Annotated in this window: 10 protein-coding genes; 2 read left to right on the top strand and 8 right to left on the bottom strand. The window is 35.0% G+C overall.

Annotation, left to right across the window (positions count from 1 at the left end; translation table 11 throughout):
• The first annotated feature begins 182 nt into the window (after positions 1-182).
• Positions 183-833 (top strand): endonuclease III domain-containing protein, encoded by a 651-nt coding sequence (locus FGM02_RS17360; protein ID WP_139959791.1) that lies wholly within the window; start codon positions 183-185, stop codon positions 831-833.
• A 249-nt stretch (positions 834-1,082) separates the two neighbouring features.
• Here the strand turns inward: FGM02_RS17360 and FGM02_RS17355 are convergent, their stop codons facing one another.
• Positions 1,083-1,667, bottom strand: a complete 585-nt coding sequence (locus tag FGM02_RS17355; protein WP_139959789.1) for an RNA polymerase sigma factor — start codon at positions 1,665-1,667, stop codon at positions 1,083-1,085.
• A gap of 209 nt (positions 1,668-1,876) precedes the next feature.
• Here FGM02_RS17355 and uvrA point away from each other — a divergent pair, with 209 nt between their 5' ends.
• A complete protein-coding gene (uvrA, locus tag FGM02_RS17350; protein ID WP_139959787.1) occupies positions 1,877-4,693 on the top strand; it encodes an excinuclease ABC subunit UvrA in 2,817 nt (938 codons plus the stop codon).
• A 60-nt stretch (positions 4,694-4,753) separates the two neighbouring features.
• Here uvrA and guaB read toward each other — a convergent pair whose 3' ends face one another.
• The 7 genes from guaB to FGM02_RS17315 all read right to left on the bottom strand — a co-directional run bounded on the left by guaB (position 4,754) and on the right by FGM02_RS17315 (position 13,605).
• Positions 4,754-6,217, bottom strand: a complete 1,464-nt coding sequence (gene guaB, locus FGM02_RS17345; protein ID WP_139959785.1) for an IMP dehydrogenase — start codon at positions 6,215-6,217, stop codon at positions 4,754-4,756.
• A 107-nt stretch (positions 6,218-6,324) separates the two neighbouring features.
• The gene (locus FGM02_RS17340) at positions 6,325-7,029 is read right to left on the bottom strand and encodes a ThuA domain-containing protein (protein WP_139959783.1); all 705 of its coding nucleotides are present in this window, start codon (positions 7,027-7,029) and stop codon (positions 6,325-6,327) included.
• Positions 7,030-7,040: 11 nt separating this feature from the next.
• Entirely contained in the window at positions 7,041-7,820 is a 780-nt protein-coding gene (locus FGM02_RS17335; protein ID WP_139959781.1) for a 3-keto-disaccharide hydrolase, read from the bottom strand.
• 5 nt (positions 7,821-7,825) lie between these two features.
• Positions 7,826-9,529 carry a GMC oxidoreductase gene (locus FGM02_RS17330; RefSeq protein WP_139959779.1) on the bottom strand — a complete coding sequence of 568 codons (1,704 nt, stop codon included), beginning with the start codon at positions 9,527-9,529 and terminating at the stop codon, positions 7,826-7,828.
• A gap of 27 nt (positions 9,530-9,556) precedes the next feature.
• Positions 9,557-11,260, bottom strand: coding sequence for a GMC oxidoreductase (locus FGM02_RS17325; protein ID WP_139959777.1), 1,704 nt, complete (start codon positions 11,258-11,260; stop codon positions 9,557-9,559).
• Between the two features lie 13 nt (positions 11,261-11,273).
• Positions 11,274-11,897: a gluconate 2-dehydrogenase subunit 3 family protein gene (locus FGM02_RS17320; protein WP_166461219.1), complete on the bottom strand. Its 624-nt coding sequence runs from the start codon at positions 11,895-11,897 to the stop codon at positions 11,274-11,276.
• Positions 11,890-13,605: a GMC oxidoreductase gene (locus FGM02_RS17315; RefSeq protein WP_139959773.1), complete on the bottom strand. Its 1,716-nt coding sequence runs from the start codon at positions 13,603-13,605 to the stop codon at positions 11,890-11,892. The genes FGM02_RS17320 and FGM02_RS17315 overlap by 8 nt, the downstream gene beginning before the upstream one ends.
• Positions 13,606-13,662 lie beyond the last annotated feature (57 nt).

The raw sequence follows: 13,662 nt of genomic DNA, 5'->3' as shown, positions 1-13,662 counted from the left end.
TTCTTAATCTATGCTAAGTCTTGCTTATTAAGTGGCCATTTTTTTAGAACCATTTTTAAATATGAGAATAAAAAAACTTTGCATTAACTTTGGCGAAAAAGCTTTTATAACTAAAAAAATACTTCTTGTTTTAAAAGGTATTTCTATAAGAATCCTTTATTTTTGAAACGAAAACGAACCTTATGTTAAAACAAGAAAAAGTACAATTTGTTATAGATACCTTAGCGGAATTGTATCCGGAAATTCCGATTCCCTTAGACCATAAAGATCCTTATACTCTTTTAATTGCTGTTTTACTTTCTGCTCAATGCACCGATGTTCGTGTCAATCAAATTACGCCACTATTGTTTGCCAAAGCCGACAATCCTTTTGACATGGTAAAATTAACGTTAGAACAAATTAAAGAAATTATCAGACCTTGCGGATTATCACCCATGAAAAGTAAAGGTATTTATGGATTGTCTAAAATTTTAATTGAAAAATACGACGGAGAGGTTCCTCAAAGTTTTGAAGGTTTAGAAGAATTACCCGCAGTAGGACATAAAACGGCGAGTGTTGTGATGAGTCAGGCTTTTGGCGTTCCTGCTTTTCCTGTTGATACACATATACACCGATTATTGTATCGTTGGAATTTAACCAATGGTAAAAATGTAAACCAAACAGAAAAAGATGCAAAACGATTGTTTCCAAGAGAATTATGGAACGACTTGCATTTACAAATTATATGGTATGGTAGAGAATATTCTCCTGCCAGAGGTTGGGATTTGGAAAAAGACATCATTACCAAAACAATTGGAAGAAAATCTGTTTTAGATACTTATAAAAACAAATAATTTAATTGGTATACCCCCATAAAAAATTGGGGGATTAGTCAACCAAAACTAATTTAAATTCAACTCAACTTGAGTGTCCAATTTAATGCTATTCACAAATCGTAGAGACTTTGAAAAATCCAATAAAAATCGGATCGTTTGCTCTGAAGGCTCATTGTTTACTTTTGAAGATTTTTGGGGAGTGTAATTTTTTATCATATACTAGTAGTTAAAATACTTAGTTATAACGATAAAATTCTTCGTTTCGTATCAATTGGTTAAAATAATTTCTTTTTGCGCTATTATTTTACGCAAATTAATCAAGGCATAACGCATTCTTCCTAAAACAGTATTGATACTTACTCCTGTATTTTCTGAAATTTCCTTAAAACTTAATTCTCTATAAATACGCATATTCAGCACCTCTTGCTGATCTGCAGGTAAGTCTTTTATAATGCCTGTTATTTGCGAATACAACTGCCCTTGAATAATTTCCGACTCTTTATTCAAACTAGCATCACCAATAACATCAAAAATATCAAAATCATCGGTTCTATTAAATTTAGGCAAGCGACTTGATTTTCTAAAATGATCAATCACTAAATTATGAGCGATACGCATTACCCAAGGCAAAAACTTTCCTTCTTCATTGTACTTCCCTTTTTTTAAAGTTTTGATCACTTTAATAAAAGTATCTTGAAAAACATCTTCAGTCAATGTTTTATCTAAAATTTTAGAATAAATAAATCCGTAAATTTTTTGTTTGTGCTTCGTAATTAATATTTCCAAAGATTTTTCATCTCCCTGAATATATCTACTCACTAGGTCACTGTCGGAAATGACTTTTGTATACATATAAAATCCTTTTAATAATGTCCTTAGACAGTTTGTAATTTTTAAAAGTAATTTTATGGTATAGGCGTTGGTTTAAAAAAGAGTTGTTAATTTCTGATTACAAATATGTAAAATTATTGTGTTCATACCTAATTATTATTGTTAAAAAATCTTTTCAATACAAATTTTGAGTTTCAAAAAGATTATTTTTACAACTTTCTTATCATACAATGACAAAAAACATAGCAGAGCTTAGTCCAAAAGATTTTATCCTTATCAAAGGAGCAAAATTACACAACTTAAAAAATATCGATGTCGCCATCCCTAGAAATAAATTGGTGGTTGTAACCGGATTGTCCGGTTCAGGAAAATCGAGTTTGGCATTTGATACTTTATATGCCGAAGGGCAGCGTAGGTATGTAGAAAGTTTATCTTCTTATGCTAGACAATTTCTTGGGAAATTACACAAACCCAAGGTTGATTATATCAAAGGAATTGCTCCTGCAATAGCCATAGAACAAAAGGTGAATTCTACCAACCCTAGATCTACCGTAGGAACTTCTACAGAAATTTTTGATTATTTTAAATTATTATTTGCCAGAATTGGAAATACTTATTCTCCAATTTCAGGCAGACAAGTAAAAAAACATACTGTTTCTGATGTTTTAAATTATGTAAAATCACTAGAAGAAAAAACCAAACTTTTATTGTTAGCTCCTATTGAGTTCGACAAGGACAAAGATCCTGGAATTGTTATCAAATTATTTTCGCAACAAGGGTATGCCCGTTTAAAAATAAACGATGAAATTGTTCGAATTGACGAAAGTATTTTAACTCAATTTTCGAAAAAAGATTTTGAAAAAGCGGCAAAAAAAGAACAACTGCATTTAGTGGTAGATAGAATTGTAGTAAAAGATGAAGAAGATTTTTACAACCGATTAGCTGACGCCGTTCAAACTGCTTTTTTTGAAGGAAAAGGTTGCTGTAGTTTAGAAAACCTTAACGAAAATGAAATCATTCCTTTTAGCAATAAGTTTGAATTAGACGGCATGACTTTTCTAGAGCCGAATACACATTTTTTCAGTTTCAACAACCCCTACGGTGCCTGTCCTAGCTGTGAAGGTTATGGCAATACGATTGGTATCGATGAAGAATTAGTCATTCCTAATACCACATTGTCTATTTATGAAGATGCCATTGCTCCTTGGAAAACAGATTCTTTCTTAAAATACAAAGAACAATTAATTGACCATGCTTACAAATTCGATCTTCCTATTCACAAACCTTGGTTTGAATTAACCCAAGAACAAAAAGAGTTGGTTTGGAACGGAACTAATGCTTTTGAAGGATTACATGCTTTTTTCGAATTTGTAGATAAAAAAAGTTATAAAATTCAGTACCGGGTCATGCTTTCTCGTTATAGAGGCCGCACAAAATGTAAAACTTGTCAAGGAAAAAGACTTAGAAGTGAAACCAATTTTGTGAAAATAACCGACAAAAATATTTCTGACTTGGTAGATTTACCAATCAATGAATTGGTTGTGTTTTTCAAAAACTTAAGTTTAAATGAACACGATGCTTCGATTGCAAAAAGATTATTAGTTGAAATTAACAACCGACTTGGTTTCTTAAACAATGTCGGATTGGGCTACCTAACCTTAAACAGAACTTCCAACACCTTGTCTGGAGGTGAAAGTCAACGAATAAATTTAGCCACCTCTTTAGGAAGTAGTTTGGTGGGCTCCATGTATATTTTAGATGAGCCTAGTATTGGTTTACACCCCAAAGACACGCAACGTTTGATTAAAGTATTAAAACACCTTCGCGACTTAGGAAACACGGTTATTGTGGTTGAGCATGATGAAGATATTATGCAAGAAGCCGACTGTATTATTGACATTGGGCCAGAAGCGGGAACCCATGGTGGACATGTGGTGGCTGAAGGAACTTTTGCGGAGCTATTAAAGTCAGACTCCCTTACCGCTAAATATTTAAATGAAGAATTAAAAATTGAAGTCCCTCAAAAAAGGAGAACCTCTACCAAATCTATTCGTATTACAGGTGCTAGAGAAAACAACTTAAAAAATGTTGATGTTGATTTTCCTTTAAACTCATTATCTGTTATAACAGGTGTTTCCGGAAGTGGAAAAAGTACCCTGGTCAAAAAAATATTGTATCCTGCCTTGCAAAAGAAAATGTACGGTCATGGAGAAAAAGTTGGAGAGTTTACAGAGTTATCAGGCGACTTCAGCTCCTTAAAAAACGTGGAATTTATAAACCAAAATCCGATTGGCCGCTCGTCAAGATCAAACCCTGTAACCTATATCAAAGCTTATGATGATATTCGAAGTTTGTTTGCTTCGGAAAGTCTTTCTAAAGTCAGAAATTACAAACCAAAACATTTCTCTTTTAATGTAGAAGGAGGACGATGTGAAAAATGCAAAGGAGAAGGCGAAGTAACCATTGAAATGCAATTTATGGCAGACGTGCATTTGCAATGCGAGGACTGTAAAGGAAAACGATTCAAAACAGAAGTCTTAGAAATAAAATTCAACGATAAAAATATTGATGATATATTAAACTTGACCATTGAAGATGCCATTGAGTTTTTTGACAATTACCATCAATCCAAAATTGTACAAAAACTAAAACCACTTCTAGATGTTGGTTTGGGTTATGTTCAACTGGGACAATCCTCTTCTACCCTCTCGGGCGGTGAAGCGCAACGAATTAAATTGGCTTCATTTTTAGTAAAAGGAACTTCCAAAGACAAAACATTATTTATTTTTGATGAACCTACTACAGGACTTCATTTTCACGACATCAAAAAATTATTAAAATCCTTTGATGCCTTGTTAGACAAAGGCCATACCCTTATCGTTATTGAACACAATATTGAGCTTATTAAATGTGCTGATTATATTGTGGATTTAGGACCTGAGGGAGGAAAAAATGGTGGGAATTTATTATTTACTGGAACACCTGAAGAATTAGTTCACAGTAAAAAATCTGTAACAGCTGAGTTCTTAAAGGAAAAATTAGCATAAAAAAATCCCTCTTAAAAATTAAGAGGGATTTTTGATTTTATTACTATTCCTAAAAGATTACTAACTAGAATAATTAGGCGCTTCTTTTGTAATGGTTACATCATGCGGGTGACTTTCTTTAATCCCTGAAGATGTAATTTTAACGAATTGCGCTGTTTTTTGCGTTTCCACATCTTTGGCACCACAATAACCCATACCTGCTCTTAAACCACCAATAAATTGATGCATCGTTTCATACAACTCTCCTTTGTAAGGTACACGTCCTTCAATTCCTTCCGGAACTAACTTTCGAGTATTTCCTTCAGAAGCTTGGAAGTAACGATCTTTAGATCCTTGTTGCATAGCTTCTACAGAGCCCATTCCTCTATAAGATTTAAAACGACGTCCGTTAAATAAAATAACTTCTCCTGGCGCTTCTTTAGTACCTGCCAATAAAGAACCTAACATAACAGAGTCCGCTCCCGCAGCAATTGCTTTTGGAATATCTCCTGTATATCTTAAACCTCCATCTGCAATTACAGGAACTCCTGTTCCTTCTAACGCTTCAGCGACTTGCATTACCGCAGACAATTGTGGGTAACCAACTCCGGCAACCACACGTGTTGTACAAATTGAACCTGGTCCAATACCTACTTTCACTGCATCTGCTCCAGCAGCAACCAAATCTAAGGCCGCATGTGCTGTTACAATATTTCCAGCAACGACATCCAAATTAGGATAAGCTGCTTTTACTTCTTTTAATTTATTTAAAATATTTACCGAGTGTCCATGTGCTGAATCTAAAACAACTGCATCTACGCCTTCTTTTACCAAAGCAGCAACTCTTTCCAAGCAATCTTCTGTAACACCAATAGCAGCAGCTACACGTAAACGTCCAAATTCATCTTTATTAGCTTCTGGATTTTCTCGAACTTTTACAATATCTCTAAAAGTTATCAAACCAACCAATTTATTTTGGTCGTTTACAATCGGTAATTTTTCAACTTTATTTTCTTGTAAAATAGATTCTGCATCTTTTAATGAAGTTCCTTCTGCGACTGTTACCAATCCATCAGAAGTCATTACTGCACTAATTAAACGCTCATTGTTTTTTTCAAAACGCAAATCTCTATTGGTTACAATTCCTTCTAAAACAAAGTTTTCATCCACAACAGGAATTCCACCAATTTTATGTTCTTGCATCAATAATTTGGCATCCAATACCGTTTGTCCTGAAGAAATGGTCACGGGCTCTAAAATCATTCCTGCTTCAGAACGCTTTACTTTTTTAACTTGTAAAGCTTGCTCAGCAATTGTCATGTTTTTATGAATCACACCAATACCTCCTTCTCTAGCCATTGATACCGCCATTCTCGATTCGGTAACTGTATCCATAGCTGCCGAAATAATAGGAGTATTCAAAGGAATATTCTTTGAAAATTTTGATTTTATAGAAACTGTATTTGGAAGTACCTCTGAATAAGCTGGAACTAAAAGGACATCATCGTAAGTTAATCCTTCTTGTAATATTTTTGTTGAAGCCATGTGCAATAAATTTAGCATTTAATTGCGTGCAAATATACAGTTTTTATTCAGTTTCATACCTATATAATATTTTTTAATTTAAGTTTAACAATAGCCTAATTTTCTTTTTATTTCATCACAGATTGAATTCCTCCTAAAAGATGTTTTAAAAATTTCTCATCTTGGTACGATTTATCCGTGTGACCAAGACCTGTATAAAACATTTTTCCTTTTTTAATATCTTGAATCCAACAAATTGGGTGATTGTCTCCATTCTTTCCTCTCTTGTACGACGTCTCGTCCAATTTCATCAATACATTTATTTTCGGACTGATATCTTTATAATTGTACCATTCGTCAAATTTAGTCCATGTTGCGTCTAAAAATGATGTCGCTTCATGTTCATGGTTTTCAATATGCATCAATGCGTCTTGCTGCTGTGGGTGGCTTAAAAAATAAGCGCCTAACATATTGCCATACCAAGGCCATTCGTATTCTGTATCTGCAGCCGCATGTACCCCTACAAACCCACCACCTTTTTCAATATATTTCTCAAATTTTTTCTGCTGTTTTTCATTTAATATATCACCTGTCGTGTTTAAAAAAATAACAGCGTCGTATTTCTTAATTTTCTTAATCATTACCTCAGCATCCTCAGTTGCATCCACTATAAAATTATGTTCCTTTCCTAATTTCTGAATACTTTTTATTCCAACTTCTATAGATTTATGACGATAACCGGCCGTTTTTGAAAAGACAAGAACTCGGTCTTGTGCAAACACATTTCCTATAAACAACAGGACCATCAAACAACTAAATACATTTTTTCTCATACTGTAAAGACTTATAATTCTAAAATTTGAATATTTTTAAACTCTATTGGGTGACTCTCACTTTGCAATGAAATATACCCTTTTTTCAATAATTCCCCTTCTTTATTTTTCCAATAGGTTTTATTCGCATCAACGGCGCCACCTAAAACGGTATTTGTATAGCTCAATACTTCTTTCCCATTTATTTTATGCGAAACAATTTCACTATTTCTTACCTCAATTTCTATATGTACCCATTGCTCCCCATGAAAAGTTTCTGAAGAAGAAGTAATACAATGTGTTTTATCTTGTTTTCCATCAATATCAACATGTGTTCCTGGCGTACATACATTGGCTGTAGGTCGTTCATCCGTTCCATTTCCTCCTAACAATTGAACCTCAATAGATACCGGAAATTTTTGTTGCAACCCCATATTTTCTGGCGCTTCACAATGGATCATTATTCCACTATTACGCAAAGCCCAAGCAGCACCGCCTTCTATTTGATCTCCAATAAACCGATAATCCATTCGAAACTTATAATTGGAATATTCTTTATTGTAAAAGATATGCCCAAAGGAATCATCAAATTTTTCATATTCTCCATAATTTACAGCCAAAACGCCATCTTTAACACGGAAGGTATTTTTGTAATTCTCACCCGCTTTATGGTTCCGAATTTTAACTGTCCAATTTTTTAAAGAATTGCCTTCTAATAAATTTACCCAAGGCTCACCTGTTTTGTTCGTTTTTATTGATTTACAGGAAAACAATAAACTCACCACACTTACCAATAGTAGATACTTTCTCATCTATTTTATTTTTTTTGTTTCTTTTTAAACTGTTCTGCGGCATGATTTGCAGCTCTTGCCGTTAACGCCATATAGGTTAAAGAAGGGTTCTGACAACCTGAGGAAGTCATGCATGCTCCATCGGTTACATACACATTAGGTACTGCATGTATCTGATTGAATTTATTTAACACAGAGGTTTTCGGATCTCGTCCCATTCTAGCGGTCCCCATTTCATGAATTCCTTTCCCTGGAACCGAAGTTGATTTAAATCCGTGAACATTACTAAAACCGGCTGCCTTCAACATTTCCACAGCTTGATTCTTCATATCCTCCCGCATTATTTCTTCGTTTTCTTTGAATTCTACATCAAAAACCAAAGTAGGCAATCCCCATTCATCCAACTCGTCATAATTTAAGGTCACTTTATTTTCATGGTAAGGCAAACATTCTCCAAAGCCTCCCATTCCAACAGTCCAAGTTCCAGGTTTTAAAAGTTCATCTTTTAAATCTTTTCCATAGCTCAATTCTGCAATTCCACGTTTCCAATTTTTTCTTGAAGCACTTCCTTGAAAACCAAACCCTCTTAGATATTCTTTTTCTTCTGAATTTTCATCAATATTACTAAACCTAGGAACGTAAAACCCACTTGGTCTTCTTCCTTTAAAATAAGAATCTTTAAAACCATCTACAACAGCAGAAGCACCAACTCCTAAATGGTGGTCCATAATATTGTGCCCCAATTCTCCACTATCATTTCCTAAACCATTTGGAAAACGTTTTGATTTTGATTGCAATAAAATACTGGCAGAAGCCATTGCTGAAGCACAAGAAAAAATAATTTCTGCTTCGTAAAAATGCTTTTCTTTGGTTACCGCATCAATAATTTTAACTCCTATTGCTTTTTTTAATTTTTCATCGTACACAATTTCATACGCTATAGAATGAGGTCTTAAGGTCATATTCCCTGTTCTTTCTGCCGCAGGTAATGTGGAAGAATTGCTACTAAAATATCCTCCAAACGGACACCCTCTCATACATCTATTTCGAAACTGACAATTAGAACGCCCTTCATGAACCGCATTTCCTGTTTTATGTGCCGTCCGACCATTGATCAAAACTCGATCTTTGAAATTCTCTGAAATCTTATTTTTCAATTCTTTTTCTACACAATTCAATTCCATAGGTGGTGAAAATTTTCCATCAGGTAAATGTGCTAGGCCGTCCTTATTTCCCGACACACCGATGTATTCTTCAACTTTATCATACCAAGGGGCAATGTCTTTGTATCGAATTGGCCAATCTACGCCGTGTCCATCCTTTTTGTTTGCCGTAAAATCTAAATCACTCAAACGATACGATTGCCTTCCCCACATAATGGAACGTCCACCCACATGGTATCCACGAATCCAGTCAAAGCGTTTCGTTTCTTTATACGGATGCTTATAATCATCTACAAACCAATGACTGGTTGAAGGTTTCATAACGTATCCAGTTCTGGCTTGTTTGTATTTTCGCTCTAAATCTTTTTTGAATTTATTTTCGCGATGTTTAAAATCCCAAGGATCCTTATGCATCGTAGGATAATCTTCAATATGTTTCACCATTTTCCCTCGTTCTAAAACGAGTGTTTTTAAACCGTTTTCACAAAGTTCTTTAGCAGCCCATCCTCCTGAAATTCCTGTACCAATAACAATAGCATCGTATTTTTTTGGGATTGTCGTATTCATTAATTCTATTTGTTTTTAATTTAAAAATTAACTCATTTTTTGTTTGAATTCTTTTACGGCATGATCAACTGCCCTTGCGGTTAAAGCCATATACGTTAAAGACGGGTTTTGACAAGCTGAAGAAGTCATACAAGCTCCATCTGTTACATATACATTGGGTACCTCATGCACTTGGTTGTGTTTGTTTAATACCGAAGTTTTAGGATTTTTTCCCATACGAGCTGTCCCCATTTCATGAATACCTCTGCCAGGAACCGCTTGCCTATTGTAACCAAAGACCTTTTCATAGCCGGCTGCCTTCAGCATTTTCACTGCTTGTTCTTCCATATCTTTTCGCATCTTGTGTTCATTTTCTTTAAACTCTACGTCAAAATCGATGGTAGGCAAACCCCATTCATCCAATTGATTGTAATTCAGCGAAATTTTATTTTCATGATACGGCAAGCATTCACCAAAAGCCCCCATACCTACACTCCAAGAACCTGGTTTTAATAAATCTTCTTTTAAATTTTTTCCATAACTCAATTCAGATACGGCTCGTTTCCAATTGGTTCTGCTTGCCCCTCCTTGGTAGCCATAACCCCGAATAAAATCTTTCTTTTCCGATTTTGAATCGATGTTTACAAAACGAGGAATATAAAATCCGTTGGGTCTTCTTCCTTTGTAATAAGAATCACTAAAATCACTTACTACGGCTTGCGCACCAACCTCATAATGATGGTCCATCACATTATGTCCTAATTCTCCACTATCATTCCCCAATCCATTTGGAAAACGTTCTGATTTTGATTGCAACATAATTGCTGCAGAAGCAATAGCGGAAGCACAATTAAATATAATTTTTGCTTTAAAAAACAGTTTTTCTTTGGTTAAAGTGTCTATTATTTTAACACCAGCTGCCAAACCACTCTGCGCGTCATAAACAATTTCATAAGCGATAGAATTCGGTCGCAAAGTCATATTTCCAGTTCGCTTGGCTGCGGGTAAGGTAGAAGAATTACTACTAAAATAACCTCCAAAAGGACATCCACGATCGCATCTATTTCTAAACTGACAATTAGATCGACCTTCATGCATGGCATTCCCAGTAAGGTGTGCCACTCTACCAATAGTTAATAATCTATCTTGAAAATTATCCTTGATCTTTTTTTGCAAATCTTTTTCTACACAATTCAATTCCATGGGAGGAGAAAATTTCCCATCGGGTAATTGCGGTAAGCCTAAATTTTGACCTGAAACGCCTATGAATTCTTCCACCTTATCGTACCAAGGTGCCAAATCATTATAACGAATTGGCCAATCAACTCCATGTCCGTCTTTTTTGTTGGCTTCAAAATCCATTTCACTCCAACGATAGGTTTGTTTTCCCCACATTATAGAACGCCCCCCCACATGGTAACCACGAATCCAATCAAAACGTTTTGTTTCGGTATAAGCATGTTTTAAATCATCAACAAACCAATGTTTTACTTTGTTACTGGTAGGATAGCCTCCCCACAAACGTCCTTGTTTTTGTTGATTGAAAAGTTCTTTTTTATTTTGTTTTCCCCTGTGCTTAAAATCCCAAGGATCTTTGTGCATGGTTGGATAATCCTTTATATGTCGCACATTTCTTCCTCTTTCTAAAACAAGAGTTTTCAAGCCCTTTTCACATAATTCTTTTGCTGCCCAGCCACCAGAAATTCCCGTTCCGATAACAATGGCATCAAATGTTGTTTCTATTTCCTTCATTTGCTATAAAAAATTATAATGACCAAGCGTTACCCACATCTTCCAAAGGAATACAGCCTTGATATACACCCGGAATTGGATCGTAACTTAAAACTTCTTCTCCTACTTTTTCTGAAGTAAAATAGCCATACAGCGTATATTCGCGTGTCGCTAATAAAAATTTATACAAAGAATAAATTTCTGCTTTTTCTCTAGGCACTTTTGTTATTTTTTGTTTTTGCAATGCTAATACCTCTTCCGTTTTTTCTTCTGAAAGATTCAAATAGGTATCTAGCATAACTTCATAATCTTCTTTCTTACCTTCCAACGCTTCTTTCCCTATTTTTTCTTGAAATTTTGTAGCAAATACTCCTGCTCCACTTCTAAATAGTTTTTGTTTAGATTCGGTTTCTATCTCTTTATACATCATGTCCAAAAACTGAGGCACATTTACATCCAAAGCGCCTGGTGTTGTAGAAGCAGGCAAAATCAAATCACACAAATGAATGACCATATGCTGTTCCAATTCGGTTAAAAATAAAGGGGTCCATGTTTTTACTTCCGAAGTACAGGAAGCTAACATTTTTAATAAAGTTGGGGCAGCGATGGTATATCCTAGACCCATGGTCAAATTTTTTAATGCGGCTCTTCTATCCATATGTTTCTTTTTTATTTTTTTTAAATTGTTGTACTGCATGATTGGCAGCTCTGGCCGTTAAAGCCATATAGGTTAATGACGGATTCTGACATGCAGAGGAAGTCATACAAGCACCATCTGTAACATACACATTTGGCACACTATGTAGTTGATTGTGTTTATTTAAAACAGATGTTTTTGGATCTCTACCCATTCTGGCAGTTCCCATTTCATGGATTGCAAAACCTATAATTGGTTCTTCATCTTTAGGTTTTACATTTTTAAACCCTGCTGTTTTCAACATTTTTACGGCTTGCTCTTTCATATCTTTCCGCATGTTAAATTCATTTTCTTTGAATTCTGCATCAATATTTAAGGTGGGCAATCCCCAAGCATCTAATAATTCTTCATTTAAAGTGACTTTATTTTCATGATAAGGTAAACATTCTCCAAAAGCAGTAATTCCAATAGACCACTCGCCTGGCTTCACTCCTTCCTCTTTTAGTTGCAAGCCATAACTCAATTCTTTAATTCCACTTCTCCAATCTGCTCCTCTACTTGCTCTACCTTGATATCCATAACCTCTAATAAAATCTTTTCGCTTCGATTTTTCATCTACATTTCTAAATCTTGGAATGTAAAAACTAGCAGGTCGTTTTCCTTTATAATAACTATCTTGATGTCCATCAAAAGTTGCTGTTGCTCCTACTTTAAAATGATGATCCATTAAATTATGGCCTAATTCACCACTGTCATTTCCCAACCCATTAGGAAAACGTTTCGACTTAGATTGCAGCAACAAACCTGTTGTACCTAATGTGGAAGCACAACTGAAAATAATATCTGCTTTAAAAAATAATTTTTCTTTTGTAATGGCATCTATAACTCGCACACCTGTTGCTTTTTTTAACTGATCATCATACACAATTTCAAAAGCGATAGAATTAGGTCTTAAAGTCATATTCCCAGTTCTTTCAGCAGCAGGCAAGGTAGACGAATTGCTACTAAAATACCCACCAAACGGACAACCCCGAATGCACCTACTACGATATTGACATTTTGAGCGACCTTCATGTAAGGCGTTTCCTGTAATATGTGCAGCACGACCAGGCATCATTAAGCGGTCATCAAAATTGTTTTTGATACTTTTTTGAAGTTCTTTTTCTACACAGTTTAACTCCATTGGTTCCGAAAGCTTTCCATCTGGCAGCTGTGGTAAACCATGATTCTCTCCAGATACACCGATATATTGTTCTACTTTGTCATACCAAGGTGCGATGTCTTTATAACGAATTGGCCAATCTACACCATGGCCATCTAATTTATTAGCCGTAAAATCAAGGTCGCCTAATCTATACGACTGCCGTCCCCACATTATAGAACGTCCACCAACATGGTAACCTCTGATCCAATTAAATTTCTTTATTTCGGTATATGGGTTGTCTACATCGTCGACAAACCAATGCGCAGAAGCTTCATTTTTTGCTCCTCCATATCTTTTTTGTACGGGTTTTCTTTCAAAGGTTTTGGCCTTCATTTTTCCACGGAATTTAAAATCCCAAGGATCGTGATGCATGGTTGGATAATCTTGGATATGCTTTACATCTCTTCCTCTTTCTAAAACAAGAGTTTTCAGTCCGTTCTCACAAAGTTCCTTGGCTGCCCAACCTCCAGAAATACCTGTACCGACTACAATTGCATCGTAACTAGCTGTTATATGGGTGTTCATGATTGGTTTTATTTAGTTTAGGTATCTAAATTACATGAATTAGCACAATCTTAAAAG

The sequence above is a fragment of the Flavicella sediminum genome, from assembly GCF_006381105.1.
In the GTDB taxonomy this organism is placed as follows: Bacteria; Bacteroidota; Bacteroidia; order Flavobacteriales; family Flavobacteriaceae; genus Flavicella; species Flavicella sediminum.
The sequence above is the reverse complement of the archived record's forward strand: the minus strand, read 5'-3'. Positions and strand labels throughout refer to the sequence as shown.